19 protein-coding genes are annotated in these 26,145 nt (G+C 48.1%); 1 reads left to right on the forward strand and 18 read right to left on the reverse strand.

The features are described 5' to 3' along the window. Window positions 1–4: 4 nt before the first annotated feature. The 14 genes from BN1234_RS10725 to BN1234_RS10790 form a co-directional block, all read right to left on the reverse strand. Window positions 5–976, reverse strand: coding sequence for a PhoH family protein (locus BN1234_RS10725; RefSeq protein ID WP_054956661.1), 972 nt, complete (start codon window positions 974–976; stop codon window positions 5–7). A gap of 6 nt (window positions 977–982) precedes the next feature. Next, entirely contained in the window at window positions 983–2,176 is a 1,194-nt protein-coding gene (yqfD, locus tag BN1234_RS10730; RefSeq protein WP_054956662.1) for a sporulation protein YqfD, read from the reverse strand. Further along, a complete protein-coding gene (gene yqfC, locus BN1234_RS10735) occupies window positions 2,173–2,466 on the reverse strand; it encodes a sporulation protein YqfC (RefSeq protein WP_054956663.1) in 294 nt (97 codons plus the stop codon). The genes yqfD and yqfC overlap by 4 nt, the downstream gene beginning before the upstream one ends. Before the next feature lie 442 nt (window positions 2,467–2,908). Continuing rightward, window positions 2,909–3,508 (reverse strand): YqfB family membrane protein, encoded by a 600-nt coding sequence (locus tag BN1234_RS10740; protein WP_054956664.1) that lies wholly within the window; start codon window positions 3,506–3,508, stop codon window positions 2,909–2,911. An 18-nt stretch (window positions 3,509–3,526) separates the two neighbouring features. Next, window positions 3,527–4,528 carry a flotillin-like protein FloA gene (gene floA, locus BN1234_RS10745; protein ID WP_082423161.1) on the reverse strand — a complete coding sequence of 334 codons (1,002 nt, stop codon included), beginning with the start codon at window positions 4,526–4,528 and terminating at the stop codon, window positions 3,527–3,529. A gap of 80 nt (window positions 4,529–4,608) precedes the next feature. Continuing rightward, the gene (locus tag BN1234_RS10750; RefSeq protein ID WP_054956666.1) at window positions 4,609–5,973 is read right to left on the reverse strand and encodes an NfeD family protein; all 1,365 of its coding nucleotides are present in this window, start codon (window positions 5,971–5,973) and stop codon (window positions 4,609–4,611) included. A 216-nt stretch (window positions 5,974–6,189) separates the two neighbouring features. Beyond that, on the reverse strand, window positions 6,190–6,630 hold the full coding sequence (locus tag BN1234_RS10755; RefSeq protein ID WP_054956667.1) for a GatB/YqeY domain-containing protein: 441 nt from the start codon (window positions 6,628–6,630) through the stop codon (window positions 6,190–6,192). Between the two features lie 16 nt (window positions 6,631–6,646). Further along, entirely contained in the window at window positions 6,647–6,820 is a 174-nt protein-coding gene (rpsU, locus tag BN1234_RS10760; RefSeq protein WP_005547957.1) for a 30S ribosomal protein S21, read from the reverse strand. A 135-nt stretch (window positions 6,821–6,955) separates the two neighbouring features. After that, on the reverse strand, window positions 6,956–7,318 hold the full coding sequence (locus BN1234_RS10765) for a histidine triad nucleotide-binding protein (RefSeq protein ID WP_054956668.1): 363 nt from the start codon (window positions 7,316–7,318) through the stop codon (window positions 6,956–6,958). 277 nt (window positions 7,319–7,595) lie between these two features. Continuing rightward, the gene (locus BN1234_RS10770; RefSeq protein ID WP_054956669.1) at window positions 7,596–11,045 is read right to left on the reverse strand and encodes an AAA family ATPase; all 3,450 of its coding nucleotides are present in this window, start codon (window positions 11,043–11,045) and stop codon (window positions 7,596–7,598) included. Beyond that, entirely contained in the window at window positions 11,042–12,217 is a 1,176-nt protein-coding gene (locus tag BN1234_RS10775) for an exonuclease SbcCD subunit D (RefSeq protein ID WP_054956695.1), read from the reverse strand. Before BN1234_RS10775 ends, BN1234_RS10770 begins: the two co-directional genes overlap by 4 nt. A gap of 92 nt (window positions 12,218–12,309) precedes the next feature. Beyond that, window positions 12,310–16,467, reverse strand: coding sequence for a UvrD-helicase domain-containing protein (locus BN1234_RS10780; protein WP_245640147.1), 4,158 nt, complete (start codon window positions 16,465–16,467; stop codon window positions 12,310–12,312). Then, complete coding sequence (addB, locus tag BN1234_RS10785; protein WP_054956670.1) at window positions 16,448–19,981, reverse strand: helicase-exonuclease AddAB subunit AddB; 3,534 nt, start codon at window positions 19,979–19,981, stop codon at window positions 16,448–16,450. The genes BN1234_RS10780 and addB overlap by 20 nt, the downstream gene beginning before the upstream one ends. 273 nt (window positions 19,982–20,254) lie before the next feature. Next, on the reverse strand, window positions 20,255–21,628 hold the full coding sequence (locus tag BN1234_RS10790) for a class I SAM-dependent rRNA methyltransferase (RefSeq protein WP_054956671.1): 1,374 nt from the start codon (window positions 21,626–21,628) through the stop codon (window positions 20,255–20,257). A gap of 129 nt (window positions 21,629–21,757) precedes the next feature. Here BN1234_RS10790 and BN1234_RS10795 point away from each other — a divergent pair, with 129 nt between their 5' ends. Next, a complete protein-coding gene (locus BN1234_RS10795) occupies window positions 21,758–22,735 on the forward strand; it encodes a Na/Pi cotransporter family protein (RefSeq protein ID WP_054956672.1) in 978 nt (325 codons plus the stop codon). Here BN1234_RS10795 and BN1234_RS10800 read toward each other — a convergent pair. The 4 genes from BN1234_RS10800 to BN1234_RS10815 all read right to left on the reverse strand — a co-directional run bounded on the left by BN1234_RS10800 (window position 22,732) and on the right by BN1234_RS10815 (window position 26,144). Continuing rightward, window positions 22,732–23,163, reverse strand: coding sequence for an NUDIX hydrolase (locus tag BN1234_RS10800; protein ID WP_054956673.1), 432 nt, complete (start codon window positions 23,161–23,163; stop codon window positions 22,732–22,734). The genes BN1234_RS10795 and BN1234_RS10800 overlap by 4 nt on opposite strands. Window positions 23,164–23,249: 86 nt before the next feature. Further along, on the reverse strand, window positions 23,250–24,593 hold the full coding sequence (gene mtaB / locus BN1234_RS10805) for a tRNA (N(6)-L-threonylcarbamoyladenosine(37)-C(2))-methylthiotransferase MtaB (RefSeq protein ID WP_054956674.1): 1,344 nt from the start codon (window positions 24,591–24,593) through the stop codon (window positions 23,250–23,252). Window positions 24,594–24,595: 2 nt separating this feature from the next. Further along, complete coding sequence (locus tag BN1234_RS10810) at window positions 24,596–25,366, reverse strand: 16S rRNA (uracil(1498)-N(3))-methyltransferase (RefSeq protein ID WP_054956697.1); 771 nt, start codon at window positions 25,364–25,366, stop codon at window positions 24,596–24,598. 94 nt (window positions 25,367–25,460) lie between these two features. After that, window positions 25,461–26,144 (reverse strand): site-2 protease family protein, encoded by a 684-nt coding sequence (locus tag BN1234_RS10815; RefSeq protein WP_054956675.1) that lies wholly within the window; start codon window positions 26,142–26,144, stop codon window positions 25,461–25,463. Between the last annotated feature and the right edge of the window lies 1 nt (window position 26,145).

The following is a 26,145-nucleotide window of genomic DNA, read 5'->3' on the forward strand; positions in this document are numbered from 1 at the left end:
CCCTTTAATCTTGGTTTTCTGCAGCTTTATCATAAGCGACGATAATTTTTTGTACTAAAGAGTGCCGTACAACATCCTGCTCCGCGAAGAAGACGAAACCGATATCCTCAATTTTTTGTAGGATCGTTTTGGCTTCTACCAATCCTGACTTCTTACCTCGCGGCAGGTCAATTTGGGTTACATCTCCCGTAATGACCATTTTCGAACCAAAACCGAGTCTTGTCAAAAACATCTTCATTTGTTCGGGTGTTGTGTTCTGTGCCTCATCCAGAATAATAAATGAATCGTCAAGCGTACGTCCCCGCATATATGCTAGAGGCGCAATCTCAATCAATCCCCGTTCAAGGGCCTTTGCTACCTGATCCGGCCCCATAACGTCATAAAGCGCGTCATAAAGCGGTCTCAGATAAGGGTCTACCTTCTCTTGAAGATCACCCGGAAGGAAGCCTAGACTTTCCCCTGCTTCGACTGCCGGACGAGTAAGAATGATCCGCTTGACTGTGCCTTCCTTCAGCGCGGCCACAGCGAGTACGACAGCAAGATACGTCTTACCCGTACCTGCCGGGCCGATTCCGAATACGATATCTCTTTTCTTAATCGTTGTAACGTAGTGCTTCTGCCCTATGGTTTTCACCCGGATGGGTTTCCCCCGAAATGTTGTTGTGATCTCACCCTTGTAGAGATCGAGCAGCTGATCTGCTCGCAGGTCTTTTGCCAGCTCTACCGCATAAAGGACATCTCTTTCGGTCAGGATATAGCCATTACGAATAAGCTGAAGCAGAACATCAAACAGTTGTTGTAAACTTTCCACATTCCGTTTTTCACCGGAAACGTTAATCACTGCTTCTCTTGAATCAATTCTTGCAGGAATTTCGGATTCGATAATTTTTAAAAAGGCATCCTGCGGTCCGAACAAGGAAAGTCCTTCAGACGCGCTTTGCAAATAAATCTTAATGCTGGTCGGTTGTTGTGACAAATAGCCTCATTCTCCTTGATTGTATACTATGGGAAGCTCTTTCGAAATGGTCTCTTCCACCTCAAAAAGTACTTTCATATAAACTTTACCATTCTCTTTATTATCATGCAAAATTTTTTGGCTTACCAGCCTTGTTTCCGGGCCATATTTAGCCAATATATCCCGAAAAGCCCGGTCTAAACCCTCTTTCCTGGCTTCCTCCTCTGTCACCGTTACTTTCGTTTCATTGACCTCCATCACCTTCTCCGTCATCCAGCCCATTGGAAGCGCCCGTGATCGCCAGGTCAACGGATCATATAGCGTCAATATCTCATGTTTCTCAAAAGGACTCTTGCCATATCCCCATAATTGAACAGCCCGGTCCCCGAAGACCAGATAGGATTTTTCATAAGTTCCTCCTGTATATACTTTCCTGGTCTTAACCAAAGGCACCTCGATCTGATATTCGTGCCATACAAGCCCTTTTACTTTGCCTTTGGCAACGACCGATTTAGTGTTCTCTTCATCACCCAAAATTCCTGAAATCAAAACCTGGCCCTTTTTAACCCGATTATTAATTTGAACTTTCGGTATGCCTTTCTCGGCATAGATTTGAGTGATTACCGCATCACTCGTGCTGACCAGATGGCGTGGACTAAGCAGTTCCGGTTTCTTTGGCACAGAAGCCTCTACAATGTGAATTCGAATCCTTGTACCGTTTCTCTCCACCCCAACCCAAGAGGTTCCAGGCAGCCGGACTGACAGATTCGTTGACAGCTTGTCCAGTGATTTAAGCCTGAATATCCATTGATAGGGATATATCCCTTCCTGTTTCGCCGCTTCAAGCACATCCTCGGATGCCAGCTTTTCATTCCCTTCTACACTTACATTCCAAACCATTGAGGACAAGACAAGCAATATTGCAAAAAACATCACAATCCCACCCACGAACACTTTCCGTTTCAGCAGACGTAAAACTCGGAACGGGAATCCATAACGTTCCTGAATACGGGTTCTGCAGCCTGTCCGCTTTAACAAAGGGCGCAGCCCCTTGAAATCCTTTAGCAGCAGCTTGAACTCTGCCGAGTCCGCCCCCGTTGGTTTTACCTCCCATACCGGGATTCCTGTTTCGACCAATGCATTGATGAATGCTTCTACATGCTCTCCCCGAACCGTAAGCTTTAAATAACCACGAATGGATATCATTGTCGGAATGTTCAAGGCTTCTCCCCCGTTCCTATATACTCAATATGATGGATTATCCCTTCAATCGTTACTTCACTGCTCTGAATTGCCCGAATGGAAAGGCCGGAACCGGATATTTCCATTGAACCCTGGGCAAGGGACAATATAAGCTTTTCCGCCGAAAAATGGCGGACTCCCCGATGATTTTCAATATGAAGCTCCTTATTGCCAATCAGGGTCAACCGCGGCAAGTCAAACAGCAGGTCCTGCGGCAAATCAAGCATTTCTTGAGTCCATTTCTGCAGCTTGCGGCTGATGCGGGACATATGAAGGCCTTCCCCCTTCCTGTACTGTACACCTTATGAGCGAAAAGCCCTTTTTATGCAAGTAGTAAGGGGGCCTCCTTGCGTGCTTTTTTCTGTTCTGAGGCGCTACGGGTACGAATCATTCCTACTATCGCTGTTGTACTCCAATTTCCTGAATGGTTTTAGCAAGGATGGAAATTGGACTACAAAGCTTATGCTTCCGATGTAGCTTTCCTTTGGAAAGCTTTTAAGCGACCGCTGCCGCTTCTCCGGAACCGATTCGTCCCCTCGCACGCCCACAGTTTGCTGAAGAAAGCAAAATAGACCAAAAGCCAAAAATGACGGTGCAGAGAATGAATCCCCTGGCACCGCCTGCAATACTTGCACATAAAAAAACAAAGAGCCGAAGACATGAACTCTTGTAGAGTCCTTCTTCGGCCTTTTAGTATAAATGAAGCTGTGCTTATGACCTACGCCCCATAGGACGCTTGGAACGAGGAGGGCCTAAAATTTCAGACCAGATAATCCCGTTTACAGCCTGTTTTGCAAATTGCGATTGTTGTTTCTTGGTATTGCCATCGGTATCTGTAACCTCTAGAGTCGTTTCAGGTATGTGAGAGGTCATTCGGTCTAATTGCTTATGAATCAGATCAAGCTCAGCTTGCATATCCCGCTTGCGCTTCTCCATACTGTCGCGCTCCTCATGAGGATCTTCCAGCTCGGAGTACATTTCAATGTGACCATCATGATCAAAAGAATTGTCTATCGTTCTCTCTTGTTCATAAGCATACGGATCATCCACCCGTTCCAGCGAAAGGTCATTTGACGGTGTATCCATTGAAGCAGGTGCTCCTGGTCGGGACTGAACAGGGCGGAACTGCTGACCAGAGTGTTCCGACTTTACGGGCTTCGGTCCTTGTCTGGCCGGATCACCGCCGCCTCCAAATGTAGGCATCCGGTTCGGTTTATCCTCACTAGTACTTTTGCCCATTTTCCCCAAAAAGGAGAGGATGAAAAAAGCAATGACGGCCACGATGGAGATATTATCAAAAATCCATTGCATCAGTGGCTCACCCCATCATTATTTATTATTTTTGGGAGCGTCAGGCCCATCTGTATTCTCGCCCATCTTGCCAAGCGATCCTCTCATCTGAGTATCCGCTTCGATATTCTTAATATTCATATAATCCATCACACCAAGCTTACCATCTCTAAGCGCTTCTGCCATAGCCAAAGGCACTTGTGATTCGGATTCTACAACGCGTGCTCTCATTTCTACGACGCGTGCTTTCATCTCCTGTTCCTGTGCAACCGCCATTGCACGGCGCTCTTCCGCCTTCGCCTGTGCGATTCGCTTATCTGCTTCTGCTTGCTCTGTCTGCAGGTAAGCACCGATATTTTTACCTACATCCACATCCGCGATATCGATAGACAGAATTTCAAATGCCGTACCGGCATCCAAGCCTTTAGAAAGAACCGTTCTTGAGATCAGATCCGGATTCTCCAGCACATCCTTATGTGAAGCAGCCGAACCGACGGTTGTAACAATCCCTTCTCCGACACGGGCGATGATCGTTTCTTCGCCTGCACCACCGACAAGGCGGTCAATATTAGCACGTACCGTAACACGAGCCTTAACCTTAACCTCAATACCGTCTTTCGCTACAGCAGCCACAACCGGCGTTTCAATAACGCGCGGGTTAACACTCATCTGTACAGCCTGAAGCACGTCTCGACCAGCCAGATCGATAGCAGCAGCCCGCTCAAATTCAAGCGGAATGTTTGCACGCTGTGCTGCGATCAGTGCATTTACAACGCGGTCTACATTACCGCCAGCCAAATAGTGGCTTTCCAGCTGGTTAATATTCAAGCCTAGACCGGCCTTCGTTGCTTTAATCAACGGGTTTACGATACGGCTAGGTGTAACACGGCGCAGACGCATTGCTACAAGAGTTATTATACCGATGCGAACGCCGGATGCGAGTGCCGAAATCCAGAGCATTAACGGGAAGAAGCTAAAGAACACGCTCAGCACAATGATCGCAACAACTGCAATCAGTAGAACAGGAATTAATCCTTCCATCTTATTAATCATCCTCCATATCATTTTTTCTTATATTTATCTTACCAGAGAAAGCAAGTTAATCAACATCCGGACCGCATTTACGCTTCAATCTCCTCGACCACAATCCGGGTTCCATCCGTTTTTAATACACGTATAGCACGGCCTGATTCTATAAAGCCTCCTACCGTTACCACATCTAACCGGCGGCCATCAAATTCTGCCGTTCCCGATGGACGTAAAGGAGTAATACTTCTGCCCACGAGGCCGATCATAATGTCACGATCCTCAGTCGGGATATACCCTTTTTCTTTAGTGAGGCTGTCCTGTAAAACGAACTTGTTCCATATTCCACGTTCCCTAAACACAATAGCAACAACGACGATAGCAGCCAACGCGCAAGCAGCCGCTATTCCGAGGGACAGTGCCACATGCGATGTACTGTAAGCTGCGCGGACTACGCCCACAATCAAGCTTGCAGAACCTACAATTCCTAGAATTCCGAAGCTCGGTACAAACAGCTCCATCAGCAGCATGGCAATACCGATGATGAACAGCATCCATGTCTCAGACCCTGCAAATCCGGCAACAGAATTACCGAAGAAATATAAGATGAAAGCGGCGGTTCCAAGTATGCCGGGAACTCCAAACCCCGGAACGATCACCTCTATTATGACCCCTGCAATACCAATAAAGAGCAGCAGTGTCATCACACCAGGACTCGTCAAAAATGTTGCCAATTTCTCTGAGAAGGTAAGCTCCATACGAAACACATCATCCGTCGAATATCCCATCCATTCAATGGCTTCATTCGTGCTGTCCGCCATCTTATCCGCATATCCAACCTTTAAAGCTTCATCTGGTGTTAAGGCGATGATCTCGCCAGGTTCTTTAGTTTTTCCGATCTCGGGCATTTCCACCTTCATATTAAGGTCTGCCATGCCTTGAGCAATTTCCTTCGGGCGTCCATTTGCTTCAGCAGCACTTGCCATCTTGCTCTTCCACCAGGCGATCAGCTTGGGATCTTCTACTGGATTACCCATACTGTCCACCATGGATGCGGCGCCAATCATACTTCCCTTTGCCATTACAATCTTGTCTGCATTCAGTGCAATAAAGCTTCCTGCCGATGCGGCATCCCCACGGATAAACGCAACCGTAGGAATTTTAGTACCCTTGATCAGGTTCCCGATTTTTTCAGCCTGATCCACCCGGCCTCCCGGTGTATTAATCTCCAGCACGATTAAACCAGCTTCCATCTTCTCTGCTTCTTTAAAACCGCGTTCCATAAAGCTGGTCAATCCACGCTCGATCTGATGTTCTACTGGTATGACATACACTGAGCCGCTATTAGCTGCCACAGCTTTATTCATCGGGCTTAAGCACATCCCAGCAGATATCAGAATAAGTGCAAGTACTCCTATAATAGTCCCAATTCGTCTTACCCATGAGCCTTTAAATTTCATTTATCCCCCTCCTTTACGACATGGTACATCAGCAAAACACTTACCCGTCATTATAAACGATGCGTACTGCCATTAGAATAACTTATGTAGAGCCTTATGATCATATAGTATTTATTACGATTAACTTTATAAAACGTTTCAAAAAAATACGTCCTATGCCGGGTATAAATGAAAAAACACCCCTTGATTTAATCAAGGAGTGTTTCGCTTATGTTGTTACAGAAATTGTTGAACAACTTGGTTGACAAGCTTTCCATCTGCACGCCCTTTTACTTTCGGCATGAGAGCACTCATTACTTTACCCATCTCGGCTTTTGAAGAAGCACCGGTTTCCTGGATGGTCTGCTGTACAATGACTTTAATTTCTTCTTCAGAAAGCTGTTCTGGAAGGTAGGCGCTAAGTATTTCAATTTCTGCTTTAGCATCTGCGGCAAGATCTTCACGACCTGCTTTTTCAAATTCTTGGAGGGCATCTTTGCGCTGTTTGATTTCACGACCAATAATATCAAGCACTTCGTTGTCATCCAAACTTCTTTTCAAATCTATTTCAAGATTTTTAATCGTCGAACGAACCATTCGAATAGTGGAGAGTTTGAACTTGTCCTTACTCTTCATCGCTTGCTTCATATCTTCGTTCAATCGTTCGCTAAGATTCATGCTAGTTCATTTCCTCCTAAAACTTTCTCTTACGAGCAGCCTCGGACTTTTTCTTGCGCTTTACGCTTGGCTTTTCATAATGCTTACGTTTCTTCACCTCTGCCAAGACGCCATCTTTAGCAATGGAACGTTTGAAGCGACGAAGTGCAGCATCAATTGTCTCGTTTTTGCGAACTTTCGTTTCAGACACCAGTTTTCCCTCCCTCCGACCAGACCGTCCAAGAGCAATAACACGGTTCATCATTCTTCATTATAGGGCAAACAGAAATATGGTGTCAACCTTGAGTGTGTTTTTTTGAACTTATTAACAGGCTTGCTTCAAAACTCATGAAGAGTGGGAGGATGAGATGCCAGTCAGGGCACCCAGACGTGCGCCTCCAAGCAGATGATAATGCAAATGATGAACGGTTTGTTCTCCATCACGGCCGCAGTTATTAATAAGGCGATAACCGCTATCTGCAATACCCAGTTCAGCCGCAGCTTCTTGTGCAGCCTTATGAATCTCTCCAACCAGTTCAAGATCCGTTCCTTGGACTTCGTTCATTGAAGCAATATGCTTCTTCGGAATGATAAGAACATGCACCGGGGCAGCAGGCTGAATATCATGAAACACAAGTACCTGATCATTCTCGAGCACTTTTTTGGAAGGAATATCTCCATTCGCAATTTTACAAAACAAGCAATCCATCATATTACCTCCTCAAATCTCAGATCATTTAACTTGCTCCCATCATACAAGAAAAACGGCAAACCCGTCCAATTGGCAAAAAAAAAAAAAAAAAAAAAATAGAAGCACCCGGGTCAGCTGGAACTCAGCTGTCCAGCAAGCGGAAGTATGATACAAGAGCAATACTGCTCTCTGCCATACTTCCGCCGGGGTACTTCTACTAAGAATGTCGGCTTAACTGTATTATAACAGCCGCATGTAACTGTATCTGTGAAAAATGTCACGCTGCAAATGCAGACTATAGGGTTTCCAAAATGATCTGTGAGCCGCCACCAGCTTGTCCTGCCGGCTGTACAACCAGCTTGCGTGCTAGACGCGCCCTGAGTTCAGGTACGTGGCTGATAATGCCTACAGTAAGTTGATCGTTATGCAATTTTTCAAGTGAAGTAATTACGGTATCAAGCAGCTCCGGATCCAATGTGCCGAAACCTTCGTCCAGGAAGAAGAACTCGAGCGGATATTGTCCTCTCAGCTGGATCTGGGCAGATAACGCCAGCGCCAAGGATAGGGAGGTAAGAAAGGTTTCTCCACCGGACAGGGTTGAAACAGGTCTGCGAACACCTCCGTTGGCATCATCCCGAATGACGAATCCGCCGCCGGAATCCACTTCCAAAGAGTAGCGCTGTTTCGTAAGAAATCTCAGCCGCTGTGATGCCGATTGGCTAACCTGCATCAGCTGTTCTTCAGCAATGTACTCTACAAATGCATTTCCTCGCAGACAGGACTGTAATTTAGTCAATCGCTCTCCTTCTGTAACATGCGTCAAGCGTTTCTCTTCCAGCTCCATAAATCGAACATGACGCTTCCGCAGGTCTTCCAGATCGCGTTCAGCACGAGCCTTAAACTGAATTGCCGATTCATCTGCCTGACGATATTGATCAAGCATCTCCTTGCATTTCTGCCATTCTTGTTCATTGAATTTTCCACCATTCAGCTTTAATTCAACATCCTTCAGTCGTAAAGAGCACTCACGCTGTCCTTCACGATGAGCCTGGACTTGATTGGTGTATACTTCCGACTCTTCCGGGGTAATAAAAGCTTCTATAACCCCTTCTTCTGATGCAAAAGGAGATTCTCTTAATTGCTTCAGCCAGCGTTCTTCAGCAGCCTTGGCATGACCTGCCGCAGAATCGGCAGCCTGCTTGGCGATAGCCGCTTCCTTAATCGCTTGCTGCTTCGCTTCTTCAGCTTTACGCCGTTCTTCACGTGAGCGCTCAGCAGTCGATTTAATTGCCATAAGCCGCTGCCTGCATTCCTGCAGCAACTCCTCCGCCGAACGATCTCCGATCCACGCATGAAGCCTTTCCTCTTTCTCCTGCAGCAATTCCTGTTTTCCAAGATGCTGAGCATCCCATTGAATCAGCTGCTTCTCCAGTTCCCGAGCCTGGTTCTCAAAGCTTGATACATTCTTCTTCTTCTCTTCCAGAAAAGGAACACTGCGTTCGAGCCCATCTTTCACCGTTTCCGCCTTAGCATCACGTTCTTGCATTTCCTTAAAACGAAGCTCAATGTCCTGTAAGCCAAAGCCCAGATTGCTTTCTTCCCAACTCTGCTTCAGTACTCGGACATTCTCCTTCACAACAGCTAGTTTGTTTCCAAGCTGCTCGGCATAAGCCCGGGCATTTTCAGAAGAAGCTGTTCGCTTAGCCAATTCCTGCTGTATCGATGAAAGTCTTTGTTGTAACATAGCTTCCTTTTCTCGGCATTGAAGGAGAGCTGCGGCCTGATTAATCTGAATCGTACTTAGTGAAGATACGAATTCCTTCAGCTTTTCAAGCTTCGTTTCGGGAAGATCAGAGTAGAGTTCGTTGAGAAGGCCAGCCGCTGCTTCAGCATTGACATTTGAGAAAGAGTTATCTTGAGTATCGACAGGACTAGTATCGAGCTGTTCTCTCACGGTGCCATGAATTGATAATGAAGAAATCTCGTTCAACTGCTGGCGCAAAAGTAAACGAAGCTCTTGTAATTCTTCCTGTCCCTGTCTGAAACGCTCCAGCTGTTTCTTCGCTGACTCCGAAGAAATTGTCTCGGACTGAGCAGGCGAAGGGTGATGCACACTTCCACAGACAGGACATGCCTCACCATCACGAAGCTCGTCTGCCAATGAAATGGATAAAGCGTGCAGCTGCTGCTCCCGCAAAGATTCGTTCATAGCATTCAATATTGAGGCAGCCTGAACAGCTCCCTCATCTGCGAACTTCACTGCTTCAGAAGCTGAATGTCTAAACCTTTCAACCTCATGGGCCAGCTTTGCCAGTTCCTGCTGGGCTTCTTTTTCAATATTTAGAGTCTCTGTCAGTTCGGCCTCCGCCTTTTGCTGTTTTACGAGCTGGTCTTTGCATTCGACCTCGGCTTTCGCCGCCTGTTCTTCAGCCAAAAGGACAGATTGCCGCTTATGCATTGCATCATGCAGCAATTGACGATCCTGTGCCCGTGTCTCAAGCTGCTTCAAGGACTGCTGCAGCTCTTCCTGGCGTTTTTGTCCTCTATCCAGCAACTCTTGTTCCTTTTGTAGCTTCCCATTCAACTCACCAAGCGATTTTCTGGCACTCGTACGCTGTTCATCCAGCGAGGCAAGTTCACGGCGAAGGACATCACGTTCCCGCTGCAGTACGACGGCCTGTTCCAATTGTTCCGTCCTTTGCAGCAGCTTAGGCTCTTCAGCTGATAATGCTGCCTGGGCCGTATCATCCGCCTTGCAAGCATCTTCAGCTGTCTTTTCCAACTGATTCGATTGATTGGATAATTGTTCAGCCTTGTCTGATAACTGCATTTGAGTTTTCACGGATTCCCGAAGAGAGTCCAGAACCGGAACAAGCAGCTTGGCTGCTGCACCAAGTTCCAGCTTCCGCTCATAATTCTGTATCTCTTCCTCTCTTGAGGATAAATCCTCCAGCTTGCTTCGCAGCTGCCGCTGTTCTAAATCAAGCTCACGGATCTTGCTCATGGCTTCACTGCGTTCGGCAGCAGCCTGCAAGTTTCGTCTGGATTGCTCAGCATGTGCTGCCGCTTCCAGCAAGGTCTTCTCAGCTCCATCTACGGCTTCCCTGCCGGCATTGCCAAGACCTTGCTGTTCAGCCTCAACCGATTTTAAAGCTCCCTCATTATCCTTCACTCTGCGGCTCAATTTTAACGCAAGCTGATCACCATAACGCTCAAGATGAAACAGACGCTGAAGCATTTGCCGCCGTTCACTGCCCTTTAATGATAAAAACTCGGCAAACTTCCCTTGCGGAAGTACAACTGCTCTCGTAAAATCGTCCATTTTCAGCCCGATTTTCTCTTCTACACACCGAGTCACATCCGCAAGCTTGTCCGCAACAACGGTTTCACCTTCATCGGTTATTGCAATAAAACGGCTGATCGTATTGCTTACTGAGAGCTCATTCACTCTCTTAAAACGCCGTTCAACCCTGTAGCGCTCGGGTCCTGCTGGAGCAGCCAGCTCAAAAGTAAACGAAACGGACAAGCTGTCTTCAGAATGATTCATAATCCCCTGAGTACCATTTACCGCCCGCTCAACTTTTCCGTACATGGCCAATGTAATCGCATCAAGAAGTGTCGATTTTCCGCTTCCCGTCGGCCCAAATATCCCGAACAATCCAGTTTCGCACAGTCTTTCAAAATCAATTTCCTGAGGCTCACGGTAGCTTTGAAGTCCGGCTAATTTCAGTAATACAGGCTTCATTTCGTCACCTCTTCCGCTTCGTCTTCATCCACAAGTTCCAAAAAGAGATCGACCAGGCTGTCTTCCGGCTCTGCGCCACCGGTCTGACGCTGGTAGAACTTGCGGAACAGATCCGGCAGCGGAATCCTTACACGTTCCATCTCCAGCTCCATTGCTTCCATTTCAGGATAGATTGGCCGAATATGAACAATTCCATCATGACTCTTCCGGAGGCGGTGAATATCTGACAGTCCCATCGCTTCTGTTAACGAAACTTCAAGATCAATAAAAGCGCGGGGATCACGCCCCTCGTCCAGCCATCGGTACACCTCCTGAAGCCCGCCCTTTGCCTTCCAGCGTACCAGCGGACGACCGCAGTTTAGAAACAGTTCCTCGATGACAGGTGTGCCGCCGGGTGAAACATCCACCATCGTCACCGACTTTGCTTGGCCTGCTTCCGAGAAGCTGTAGGCCAGTGGCGATCCGCTGTATCGAATAATTCCCTCACCCTTAACCACCTGTGGACGGTGAAGATGACCCAAAGCTGTATAGCTGGCGCCAACAGCAAGCGCTGATGGATCAACCGTATAAGCTCCGCCAACTTGAATCGGCCGTTCAGATTCACACTCCAATCCGCCAAGCACATAAATATGGCTCATAGCCAGATTAACGGTCTTAGGGGAAAAATCACGTGCCATCATCTGCATCAGCTGTCCAACCCGTTCGCTATAGGCCCGGCGAAGCTCATCTTCACTGCCGCCATCTGAAGCAAGCAGCTCGTTCAGCCTTGCTTCAGACGGGTAGGGCAAAGCCGCTATTTTTGCAATTTCTCCTGTTCTGGAGGCTGTAACTGTAACAGCTTCTGTTACAGGCAGACCGATGAGCGTCATTCCGCGTTTGGCCACTAATGGCGTCACAGAGGATACCCTCTCAGGCTGATCATGGTTACCGGCTATGACGACCAGTGGACGACCACCGTCTGTCAGCCGGGCGGCAGCATCGTAGAAGAGCTGCTCTGCCGCTGCTGGCGGATTGACGGAGTCATATACATCACCTGCCATTAAAATGAGATCCGCCTGCTGATCGTCAGCCATTCTTACGAGTTCATCCAGGAAAGCCTCCTGCTCCGCCAAACGGCTCCGCCCTTCAAGCGTTCGCCCCAAGTGCCAGTCACCTGTATGCAAAATCCGCATAACTCCTTCTTCTCCTTCCATACTACAAGTTGCTCCTTGAGACCATAATGGTTCCAAGGAGCATTGGATGTTCATTTATGCCAAGAATCAAGCTATAAGAGTACGGCTTGCCCGCTATCAAAGAAATAGAGCCATTGCTCGATGATCGGCTCGCTAAGAATATCCTCCAGCGCCTTGCTGTACAGCTCTAACTGGAAGCGATACTGTTCGGTTAACCGTTCAATACCTCCGCGGTGCTCCAGTACACGATCTGTTTTATAGTCCAGTAATACCAATTGTCCTTCATGCCGAAACAGACAGTCTACAACCCCTTGAATCAATACAATCTCATCCTTAAGCAATTGACCACCCTTATCGAGGGAATCTCCTGCCTTCTCGGAAGTACCGAGAAAGGATAAGTTCTTATAAGCTTCTGCAGCAGAAAGGCCATAGGAGAAAGGCATCTCGCGCCAAACCTGCTGTGCCTCAATTAGTTTCAATCCAACAGGGGATTGGAAGAGACCTGATATTTCTTCCGGTTTTACAGCCTCAGCCTGCGTCCTTGTAATCGTCTCATTGTCAATAAGAATGGATATGGTGTGCTCGATTACTGCAAGATCCGTTCTGCGGTCAAGCGGTAAGTGCTGCATGATCGTGTGATATACAGTTCCTCGTTCTGTCGGAGACAGCGCATGCTCCTCCATAAATTTAGGTCTCCGCAAATGAAACGTAAATTGGCCGCTCGCCCACGGTTTCTCTTCTTGTTCCTTACGAACTGCAGCCTCCTCAATCAAGTCTAGTGAAGGCTGATCTTGCATAGCCAGAAGTTTTTTCATCTCGGATACAGAGGTTTTCGCAGATATTCCGCTCACCGCCTGATAAGGGTATGACCAGTTAAGTCGATGATAAATATCTTGTCTCATCTCCTGAATACTTCCCTCGCCGTTCCAGCCGATGTCGGTAACCGGATCAAGCTTTCGCAGTGCCGATTCCTTATCCGTTCTATCGCTCTCATCTTTTCCCTCTTCCGTTTGAACAAGTGCCGTCCCAGCTATGGAATCGGAAGTATTCACTCTGATAATCCAGCTCGTGCTGTCTGTAGAAAGAGCCTTATGCTCAAGTGGCTCAAGGCCTGCAGCCTCCCTCAATACAGCCGCAGACGGATGACGAATAATCGCAGGTCCGATCCAATCGAGGTAACTTCGTCCGCGTGCAAGCAGATAATCCGGAAGGAGCAGTTCAAGCACATGATCTGCCTGTGACCAGGCGGTTATTTTTTTGGGGAGATCCTTCACGGTTCCCACAAGCACCAGTTTCTCCTTAGGTCTCGTAAGCGCAACGTAGAGAACGCGCATCTCTTCAGCCAGCAGTTCCAGCTGAGATCGGCGGCGGATCGCAAGATTCGGCAGAGTTGGATAACTGACCCGAAGCTTCTCATCCACATATTTCGGACCGAAGCCGAGTTCTTTATGCATCAAGAAGGGAGCGTTCAGGTCCTGCTGGTTAAAGTTTTTGGAGATACCGGCAACAAAAACAACTGGAAACTCCAGTCCTTTACTCTTATGAATGGTCATCAGACGCACGGCATTCCCCTGGCTCTCCGCAGCGCTCGCAGCTCCCAAATCTCCCCCATTATCACGCAAACGGGAGATAAAGGTCAGAAAGCGGAACAAGCCTCTGGATGAGGTATCCTGTTCATACTGTACAGCTCTGTCATACAGCGCTGTTAAGTTCCCTCTGCGCTGTGTACCTCCCGGAAGACCGCCGACCCAGTCCAAATAGCCTGTCTCACTGTAAATCCGCCATATCAGGTCACTTAAGCTTCCTTGGCGCGCATCTTTACGCCAGCTTTGCAGTCTTCTCATAAATTTGTTCAGCTTATCGAACAGTTCCTTGGAAATCGCAGGCTCAGTCCCCTGTGTCCGATGCGGATAAGCTGTTCTCAAGGACCCGCGTAAATCTGAGAAGTCGGCCAATCCTGCCGCTGTCTCAGCGATCCCGGGCGTTTCAAATCCCTCGAGCCATCGACCGGCATTCAATCCTGTTTCATTATGAAGAAGGCCTGGATCATATAAAGCAATCGCTTCACAAAGTGCATCGTAATAAGCTCCCGATGCGCAGAGACGAACCTGAGCAAGCTCCTCTTCTGACAGCCCAACCATAGGAGACCTAAGGACAGAAGCAAGCGGAATGTCCTGCCGCGGATTGTCGATGACCTGCAGTAAGGAAAGGACAATTTCAACCTCAATCGCTTGAAAATACCCCTTGCTCTGTTCACCGAACGAAGGAATTCCTTCCTGGCGGAGCTCCTCCATAATCAAAGGAGCCCACACCATAGCTGAACGAAGCAGAATCACCATATCCCCGTATTGTACCGGCCGCATTGATTTCAAAGATTTATCATAAATCATAAGCGGTTTGCCGTTCTCCCCCGTCATTTCCCGAATCCGTCGAGCGATAGCGCGAGCTTCCAGCTGTGCGGTTTCCATTTCAACCCGTTCCGCTTCTGGAGAGTAACTGCCCGTTTCACTTCCGTCCTCTTCTGTAATCACCTCAGCCTCAGAGCCAAGACGCTCAATCAAGAGCAGCTCGGGGGTATACGGATTATTCAGGTTTGAACCTGTTGTTTCCTCCTCTGCCATGCATTCATTATCCGCTGTATTCTCCGGAAAAGAAGCACCACATACAAGCTCGGCCCGCTGATCATATGCAATTTCAGCCACCGATTCATTCATGATCTGTCTAAACAGCATATTTACAGCGTCCACAACTTCCATGCGGCTTCTGAAATTTCGTGCCAAATCAATCCGTACTCCAGAAGAACTTAGGAGTTCCGGGCTTCCGGGAGCATTTTTCTCATCGGCTTCAGTCCCGTAGTTCTTGTATTTATCCAAAAATAATCCGGGTTCGGCCAATCGGAAACGGTAAATGCTCTGCTTCACATCTCCCACCATAAACCGGTTGCCCGGCGATTCCCTCGAAATCAGCCGGACAATATCCTCCTGAACACTATTGGTATCCTGATATTCATCAAGCAGCACTTCATCAAACTGCTGGCGATATTCAAGGGCTGCATCCGAAGGCATAAGCTGACCTGGTTCGGAGTCGGGATGCCTCAAAATTTGAAGACAATAATGCTCCAGATCATTAAAATCCACTGTGCTTTTGGCTGCTTTGGCCGCGCGGTATCGATCTGCAAACGTAATAACCGTCTCCACCAGCTCATTCATAAGTGGAGCCGCTGTTTGGAGTTCTTTCAAAAATTCAGATGCAGGGCGGCCAAACAGAGCTGTTTTCAACTCATTTAATGTCTTTTTCACGGCGTCCCGCAGCTCTTTAACACGCTCTTGCAGCTCAGGCAGCACGTCATCCTTACGAACTGATTTCAGTTTACCGAAGGTAACATCCCGAAACACCTCATACAGTTGTTCCCACGGTTTGCTGTCCACAGCTTCAAGCAGTGAAACAACCAAAGCTTTGTCCTCATCAATATTGACTGCATAGGGAGCAGGTCCTCCCGGCTGCAGGGCAACAGATCGCGCCTGTTCGAGCAAGCCAAGCGCTCCTGCAAGCGCCAGCTTGGCATCAGCCAGAATGCTTCGTACCCAAGCCGTTTCCCCAAGAGCGGCAGTATCCGTCACCTGAAATTCGGCTGCCATATCACGGAGCCACCGATCCGGCCAGGGATGGCTGCGGGAGAAGCTATAGAGCCGCTGTACAAGACGATACAATGCATCATCACTTCTCTCACCACTAAACCAGTCTGCGAGCTGCAGGAATAATCCGCCCTGCTCGGCATCACCGTACTTCTCCTCAAACAGCTCCTCCAGGATGTCCTGCCGCATCAACTCAGCTTCATTCTCATTTAATATCCGGAAACCTGGATCAAGAGGAATCAGCTGATAGTAACGTCTTATCACTTCCATGCAAAAAGAATGAAGCGTTGTGATCGACGCCCGTCCAAGCAGTGCAAGCTGTCTGCGGAGATACTCATTATCCTGATCCTTGTCCAGCTCCTTATCCAGTGCTTCCCGTATGCGTTCACGCATCTCTGCGGCAGCGGCTTTTGTGAATGTTGCAACAAGGAGACGATCCACGCTAAAGCCAGCGCTCTCATCCGATATTCTTCGGATTATACGCTCAACCAGCACGGCGGTTTTACCGGAACCTGCGGCAGCTGCAACCAAAATATCGTCTCCGCTAAGAGCTATCGCTTTCCATTGATCATCGCTCCACATGCTGCCTTCTGGTTTAGTCATGATTCCGTTCACCGTTGTTCTCTCCTTTCATCTGTTCAAGCAGATCCCACACCTGCGCTCTACCCGGCTTACCTAAAAGCTGATAGTGATTACCTTCCATGGATTCATCGAACTGACAAACCGACCGATATGAGCAGTGGGTACAAGCCGTCTCTTGCCCGATCCGGTAAGGCTCGATAGCTACTTCTCCGCCGGTTATCCGTGAGCCGATCTGTACAATATTCTCTCTTACAGCTCTCAGAAGTGTCTTCCATTGATCCGGCGTGGCCACAGCTGCGCTGCTGTAAAAACTCCCATCTGCCTTAACCGCAACAGGAAGAATGGCCGAATGGCCTTTTTCCAGCGAAGAATCCATCAAGGAGACAGCTTCACGGTCAGCGAGCAGCAGACCTTTCATTTTGAATCGTTTCAGCAGCTCCTCTGCTGCCTGATCCGCATTCATCCCGTTCGGGGACTGAAGCACCGGATCATGCACATGAAAATATAAAGTGCCTGCAGGTTCGGCTGACTCGCCAAGCCAATCTTCAGCAAATGTAAGCAGCACGTCCAAATAAGTAAGCATCTGCAGCGACAATCCGTAATAAACCTCGTGTAATTTCAAATCCTTCTGGCTTGATTTATAATCAATAACCCGCAGTAAAATCCCGTTCTCACCACGCGCCATATCCACCCGGTCAATACGGCCTACCACCTCCATGGTTACCCCACCCGGAAGCTCGAATACAAGCGGCGGAATCGGCTTATCAGGCCCGAAATCCAGCTCAAGGCCGACAGGCTCGAAGCTTCCCCGGCGAGATTGCTCACCTAATATAACAGAAGCCCGGCCGACGATATTTTTAAGTTTGCGGGATATATATCCGTATCTTTTGGAACTAAGCAATATCTCTCCTTGCAGAAGCGGTACAAGCCGGTCTACAGAAGCCTCCGCTTCCCGGAGACATTCATCCGCGCTGAGATCGCCCCAGCTCCGGTGCTGCTCCTTAAATCTTGCAGCCATGTCGGTTAGCGAAGCATGAAACAGCTGCCCGATATCTGGAGCCTGAAGCCGGTAAAGCTGACGTTCCCGCAGCTTCAGTCCATGGGACGCAAAATGCGAGAAAGGACAAGCTACAAAACGCTCCATCCGCGATACGCTTGTCCGGAGCTTACCGCCATATAAACGCCGGCTTGTCTCATTGCGAAGCCCCTTGGTTTCATTACGGTATGAGAGCGAGGACAACATATTACCAAGGTGACCTCTCCATTCTTCATTCCTTGCAAACCAATTGTATACTTCCCACCATAATGGCGGCAGGCTTTCCCCATTCCTCCAGTCACGAAGTCTGGCAACGAGAAAAGCAAGCGATTTTCCGCTTCCGGCTACGAATCGTCCCTGTTCCTCATGTGACTGCTCTCCATGAGGCTGAGCTAACAGCACCTGCTCCTTCAACTGGAACATACTCTTCAAATGCCTGATGACCTCAGAAGGAAGAAGAGTCTTGCCTTCATGATCTGCCGCCGGGTAACTGACCCACAGCTGATGACTGGCGCTGGTTAGAGCGATGTAAATTAGAAAACGTTCATCCAGGATTCTTCTTGAAATATTAGGAGCCAGCTCCATTCCTGAGTCCTCAAGCGTGACCCGCTCCTGTTCTGTCAATATTCCGTCATCCTGAAACTGGGCTGGTACAACCCCGTCATTCACGCCAAGTAAGAAGACGTATTTGACGCCCCCTGAGCGAGTATGATCCATGCTGCCCACCAGCACCTGGTCAAGTGAAGGGGGAACAAGCGACATTTTGAGCTCCGTTAGCCCCGTATCCAATATACCTGTAAATATTTCCGTGCTTAGCTTCTCGCTTCCCATCATTTCAACAACCTGATCCAGCAGATCCAGGATTGCCCCCCAGATTTGCCGATGCTCTCTTGCTTCTTCAGGTTTGCCTTCCTCAAGTGATGAGCGGCTCATCAGCTCAAGCTTTTCCGGAACATGAGCCTCCTGGAGAAGCTTGTAAATCGCTGTGCATTTATCAAGTGCTGTTGTGCTCTTTTTCATCCTTTTCTCAAAAGCATACAGCGGACCGGTAATAGCGGACCGGCACGCCTCAATGCGACTCAGACCTTTAGCCTGGCGGTTCTCCTCTCCCCCTGCAGCATCTTCCAGTGAGAGACTCGGGATTCCCCTCCAGGGGCGGCCATCTGTCCAGCGCGACCCATGAATACCGGAAGCCAGTACGTGGTTCTCTAGGGCATCCATATCTTCTCGGGACAACGAGCCGTCCAGCGGAAGCAGGAGATCTGTTTTTACACAGCGGAATACATCCTCATACCGCCAGCGCCGATAGACTACATCTAGTGCTGAACGAATGAATTCTACAAGCGGGTGATGAAGCTCACTTCGCTTCTGGTCCAGGAAGAAAGGTACGTTATATTCCCGGAACAACGGTCCGATTAAAGACTCATAATCTCCCAGATTACGAGCAAACACAGCCATCTCCCGATATCTTGCTCCTTCCTCCCGCGATAATCTGAGCATCTCGCGAAGTGCGCCCTCCACCTCTGCACGGCGGTTAGCGGCAGCATATATAGACAAGCCCGAGGCGGATTCAGCCTCATCGCTGTCCGATTGCTTCCATCTTATTTTTCTGTCATAACCCCGTTCCAGATGTGCCAGCTGAGCGCAATTCTTAAATCGTGGCAGCCGATCTGGTTGAAGCAGTGTATATGTTGTCTCAGCGCCAAGTTCCTCTGCCACACCTTGAAGCTTAATATAAGTCACCGCTGTAGGATGGAATAAATCCAGCTCATGCGGAACCATGCCGTTCATATACGGCTTGTCTAATGTCAGTGCTGTCGTTACGGACGAGGCATGCTGTATCAATTCCCTAAGCACGATATACTCCTGCGGAGTAAAACCATGAAAACCATCAATCCAAATCTCTGCGTTACAAATATACGAAGAACGGCTAATCCCTTCGGCAAGAGTAACCAGTGTATCTTCTTCATCCATATAAAGCGGGGATAACTCGTGCTCAAAATCCCGGTACAGCGTTAATACATCTTCCAGCTTCCGTCTGAGCATTGGGGGGCTGCCTGACTCGCCTATCAAATGTGCAAGCTGGTCTTCAACACAGGTAGAATCAATGCAGTATCGTTTCATCTCGGTATATAAATCACTGAGCTTGCCTACAAAACCAAGCTGATCTCCGGAAGCACCGAACAATTTGAGTTCATCTTTGCGCCGCTGAATGATCTTATATAGCAGCATACGCTTGCCTTCCTCGCTAATTGGAATCTTGGCAGCTCCGCCTGTTTCCTGCATGACACGATAGGCCAGACGGCGAAAGCTCAATACCTGAGCCCGAAGGCTTCCCTTAATAACCCCTGAGTTTACCAGTCTGTTCTCCGTCTGAAAGGAGGCTTGCTCCGGCACAATTAGGATGATTGGATTACCTTGTGGATCCTCCTTCAGCCGTTTCGTAATTTCTTCAAATATGGCGGTGCTCTTTCCGCTTCCCGAACGCCCGATGACAAAATGCAGCGACATCTTATACCTCCTCAGCCCTCTAGCCTGAATTTCGATAAATGTAAACATCTATATCAAAAGTTAAAGTCGAATAATTAACTGTGAATTACAAGACGGTATCTTGTAAGTATAGCATAATTGCTTGGCTATGGAACATACGTTTGGATTGCATTGCCATAAGAAACACATATAAGAAATCCCTGTTCAGCAGTATGTAAGTATACGAAAAACGGCCTGATTAAGCAGTAATTCCATCGCTTAATCAAGCCGTCATACTCATATAAAAAAGTTATTCTAAAGGGTGGATTTACTGCGTACTTCGAACACAGCAAATTTCAAATAATGGCCTTCGTCCACACCCAAAATTTGAGGATGATCCTTACCAGCAGCACGCCACTCTACAAGGCGGAGGATTTTGCCCGCATCCTGAGCCGCGTCTCGAATCGTTTCCAGGAACAGATCCGGTCTCATATGGTAGGAACAGCTCGCTGTAACAAGGTAGCCGCCCTCATTCACAAGCTTCATACCGTGAAGGTTGATATCTTTATAGCCCCGGCAGGCTCCCTTAACCGCCCCCTTGCTCTTGGCAAAGGCAGGAGGATCAAGAATCACTACATCCCAGGTACGCCCGCCGCCAGCTGTCAAAGGCTTCGAGGTATCAACTTTGTGCTCACCTCTGGCACGCTCTTCCCGCTCTTCTACCCCTTTGACTTGTGTGCGGAGAAATTGAAATGCATCGTCCACAACGAATTCAACGCGATCCTGAAAACCATTCAGTTCCACATTCTCTCTGGCACTGTCAATCGCATGCGCGGAAATATCCAGGCAGGTTACCTTCTTCGCACCATATTTGCAGGCGTGGAGTGTAAAGCTTCCTGTATGTGAGAAGCATTCAAGAACCGTAGCTCCGTCCCAGTAAGGGAAAGTGACCTCTTTCCCGCTCTTGTTGACCGGAACAATACGAGCTTGTCCTTCCTCTTCAATCTCCTGCATCGTAATGCCGCTCCGGCTCCCCCATCCGGTCATAAGCGGTTTAATGGAGGCTCTATTCTCACGCTGGTCAAAAAAGTAGCCCGTCTTCTGTCCCTCCACGATATCGACCTTAATCTTCAAACCGTTTTCCGTAACCGTAACATGACGAGGGCACTCCCCGTACAGCACACCTTTGCGCTGTTCAAGCCCTTCCAGTTCCCTTACAGACACATCGCTGCGCTCATAAATTCCGGCAGGCTTCATTACTTCTACCAGTGCTTCCACTATGCTGTCACGGCAGCTGTCCATTCCAAGCGTAAGCAGCTGTACAACGAGCACGTCTGCAAACCGGTCTACAATTAAGCCGGGGAGAAAATCCGCTTCACCGTAAACAAGCCGGTATGCATTTTCGTCACCGATAAAACGCTCGCGGTGAGACAGGCACTCTTTGAATCTGGTCACAAAAAAATGGCGGTCCATTTTTTCAAGCGGCTGGTATGAGACAACTCTTACCGTAATTTGTGAATTGGGATTATAATAACCGGTTGCCAGAAAACGGCCCTGGTGATTCTTCACCTGAACCAGCTCACCCGGCTCCGGATTTCCTTCAACCGTAGCGATTTCACTTTTAAAAATCCATGGATGACTCTGCTCTAATCTTTTCTTGCGGCTGCGATCTAAAATGACCGATGGCATTCTTCACTTCACTCCCTGATTTCTTTCCCTGTGACAATCAATGCATGCTTGTCTTTCCAGGAACATATACGTAATTAATATACAATAACGACTCACGTCGTCATTTCAAAACAATAAAAGGAGAATCTGATGATTTCTGGACTCTGGTTCCCGGTCATATATGGCCTTGTCGTGTTTCTGCTGGGTATGAAGGTAATGGAGGTATCGCTACAGCGATTTGCCGGTCCAAAACTGCATCAATGGCTGAATAAGGCGGCGTCCACCCCTCTAAAAGGAATGATAACAAGCACAGGTCTTACGGCTCTGCTTCAGAGCAGCACAGCTGTCACGGTACTGACGATCGGCTTCGCCAATGCCGGGCTCCTGAATTATGCAGGAACACTGGGCATCATACTGGGCACCAATATCGGCACAACCCTGACAACCGAGTTGATCAGTCTCCAAATCGGTCAAGCTGCCCTACCGCTGTTTATCCTTTCGCTTTTGGTCTGGGCGGCCGCCGTCATTCTAAATGACCGGCTTCCACTTGGACTATTTAAACTGCGGAGCAGGCTTGAAAGAACACAGTTCATCTGTCTGGCCCTTGCTGGATTCTCCCTTATTCTGCTCGGGATCCGGATCATGCAGTCCATTGGGCCCTATCTCCAGCAGCTTGGTGTCTTTAGATGGTTCCTCCAATATGCCTCGCAGAGTGTATTATGGGGGATTCTGGCTGGAGCCGCACTTACAGCTCTTATACACAGCAGCGCTGCAGTTATCGCAATGGCCATGAGTCTTGCCGTAAGCGGTGTCCTGCCACCTGCTATTGGAGTAGCCATCGTAATCGGCTCTAATGTCGGTACATGTGTAACTGCCCTCATCGCCGCGATAGGCAGCACGAGAGCGGGGAGATTTGTAGCCTGGGCGCATCTGGGATTAAATATAGGAGGAGCTCTTCTGTTTGCTCCTCTGATTAACGTCCTGACTACCCTTTCCGGCTTATTATCTTCAGATTCCGGCAGTCAAATCGCCCATTCCCAGACGATTTTTAATATTGTATGTTCCCTGCTCGCATTGCCCCTATGTTATTTGCCAATATGGCGCAGGACATCCAGTGACCCGCATTAAACATCTATCTTTAACAGCTCAAGCGCTTTTCGTAAAATGATGTCATTATTGCTGTATCCGCTTTGGCGCTGCTTGTTCCAGGCTGCTTGAGGCTCATACCATTCTACGGCGTTAATTTCTTCAATCTGCGGCTTTAAGCTGCCTTCTTTAGCTTCAACTAAATAATAATGGACTTCTTTATCGACCACACCGTATTCGGGATGATTGTATTTATAAGCAATAATATCGACTGGAGAGATAATCTTGCCTACGATGCCTGTCTCTTCCCAGATTTCCCGTAATGCCGTTTGCTCGATTGTTTCGCCGGCTTCCATTTTGCCTTTAGCTAGAGAGGTTTTCCCATAACGGTCTTGAATTAATTGGATTTGAAGCGCTCCATTCTGATGGCGATATACTACACCACCCGCAGAAATTTCCTTTCGGTTCATATCTGTATCCTCCTTCATGTGCAACAAGGATTTCACTCCATTAATGGAGATGAAATCCTTGTCAATTATCAGGGGCTGTTCCGGTACTATTGGGCCGCAGCCGCTAATCCGTTCTCCCCAACGCTAACCAGTTCGCCTTCACATTCATTTACACCGGCCTTGGTTACCTTCACACGGCAAATTTGTCCCTCAAGTTCAGGACCGCCGTCAAATACAAGCTGCAGGTAATTCCCGCTGTATCCTTGCATTTTACCACCATCCGGAGAACCTTTGTACTCCCGTTCAGGAATGACATCCAGCACCTGACCTACGAATTGCTCAGCATACGAAAGCTGCAGCTGCTCCGACAAATCAATCAGTTGATGAACACGTTCATTCTTCAATTCCTCATCTACTTGATCTTCCATTCTAGCAGCAGGTGTACCTGTGCGCTTCGAATAAGGGAAGACATGCATTTCTGAAAATCCAATCTCTTTCATAAGCTGATAGCCGTTCTGGAACATTTCATCGGTTTCACCCGGGAAACCAACAATGACATCCGTAGTAATTGCCACATCCGGCATGGCCTTGCGGATCAGCTTCATCTTGTTCAGGAATTCTTCTGTAGTATATTTACGTCTCATGCGTTTCAATACAGTATCGTCCCCGGCTTGCAGCGGAATGTGCAGATGACGGCACATTTTAGATGATTTATTAAGCACTTCCAGCATTTTATCGTCGATTTGACTTGCTTCAATCGAACTGATCCGAATACGCTCCAGACCTTCTACGCGGTCTAAATCCCATAACAGATCAGACAGACGGTAGTTCTCCAGATCATCTCCGTATCCGCCCGTATGAATACCAGTCAGGACAATCTCCTTATAACCGGCTTTGACCAGCTGCTCGGCCTGCTGAATAATACTCTTCGGATCGCGGCTTCGAGACAATCCCCGGGACCATGGGATAATACAGAAGGTACAGAAATTGTTGCATCCATCCTGAATTTTCAGGAAGGCGCGTGTCCGCTCTGCGAAATCCGGCACATCCATCTCCTCGAATGCCCGAGTCTTCATAATATTACGAACCGCATTAATCGGTTGTCTTGACTTCTCAATTTCGTGGATATAAGTCATCATTTTATCGCGATCCTGATTACCGATAACAAGATCCACACCAGGTATGTCCAAAATTTCCGCAGGTGATGTCTGAGCATAACAGCCTGTTACCGCTACAATCGCGTCAGGATTCCGACGAATAGCACGGCGAATCATCTGCCGGCTCTTCTTGTCCCCCGTATTCGTAACATGGCAGGTATTAATCAAATAAACATCAGCGGTTTGTTCGAAATCCACCTGTTCGTAGCCTTCATTCTTGAAAAGCTGCCAGATGGCTTCGGTATCGTAAAAATTGACTTTGCAACCCAACGTATAAAACGCTACGGATGGCATATTCAAACTCCCCCCATTTCTCCAGATTCATATAACGCGCATGCCAGTGCAGTCATCCCTGCTGTCTCGCAGCGTAAAATACGGCGTCCAAGCCCCACAGAAACTGCACCAGCCTCTTCAGCCGTTCTGCACTCTTCTTCTGTGAATCCACCTTCAGGACCGACAAGCAGCAGCAGGCTGGCCGCAGACCCCGGCTCCTGTAACGACTGTGCTGTAAATGGCTTTAGAACGTCTCTAAGCTGGGAGCCATGCTCCTTCTCATAACAAAAGCAAACTTTGTCGTAATGAGAAAATGAACCCAGCAATTGTTTCCACGCAAGCGGTTGTTCAACTGCAGGAATGATATTGCGATGAGCCTGCTCCGCTGCTTCTTTGGCAATTTTGCGCCATCTCTCCAATCGTTTGCCTTCCTTCTTGGCATCATACTGAACGATGGTGCGCTCCGATATGAACGGAACAAACGTTACTGCACCGATTTCCGTGCACTTCTGGATAACGGTCTCCATCTTGTCGCCCTTCGGAAGACTTTGTGCAATCGTTACCTTCAAACGAGGCTCATGATTCATTTCCAATAACTCGGTAATAACGGCAGTAACACTTGTCTGCTCTATACTTTCAATCTCCACCAGCGCTTCTCTGGACACACCATCGCTTACGATGAATGCATCTCCAGGCTTGCCGCGCATAACTTTCGAAATATGTCTCGCATCTTCTCCGGTTACTTCCACGCGGTCTTCCTTAAACTGCTCGGGTGAAACGAAATATCGCTGCATATCCTTATCCTCACCTATCTCAAAATCGCCAAACCCCATCATACAACTTTTCATTCAACCTGACCAGAGAAAATCCGTGGCACCAAGCCTTAATTTATCCTCCAAAGATCGTATTGAATGATTTTAAGAAGTAGACCGATAACCTGTATGCACCATCATACAGTGGTCTGATCGTGTAATTTTGGAAGCCTGGAAGAATGATAATTAACAAAAAGATCATAATAGACCATTGCTCGAACTGCTGCAGTTTCGCACGAACACGCGGCGGAACCAGATCCTCAACGATCCGGTATCCATCCAACGGAGGCAGCGGAACCAGATTGAACAGGAACAAGAAGAAATTGAGTACAATAAAGGTATCAAAGAAGAAGTGGATACCTTGGACTGCTTTAGCGTTACTAATACCGTCGATAACCCCGAATTGAATCATGCCAGCATATATAACACAACCCACGACCCCTAATAAAAAGTTGCTGAGGGGTCCAGCAATAGAGACAATAATGCCCATCTTTCGCGGATTGCTAAAGTTATCCCGATTTACCGGCACAGGTCTCGCCCAGCCGAAGCCTGCAAAGAGCAAGAGGATAATCCCTAGAAAATCAAAGTGAACAGCAGGATTTAATGTAACCCTGCCTAACAGCTTGGCTGTTGGATCACCAAATTTATTCGCAAAATAGGCATGGGAGAACTCATGAAGTGTAAACGCAATAATCAGGGTAAGAAGGTAAAACGGAAGTCGTTCCAACGGGTAAAACAATAATTGATCCAAAATCTCCATG

The organism is Paenibacillus dakarensis, assembly GCF_001373415.1.
GTDB classification, from domain to species: domain Bacteria; phylum Bacillota; class Bacilli; order Paenibacillales; family Paenibacillaceae; genus Paenibacillus_AQ; species Paenibacillus_AQ dakarensis.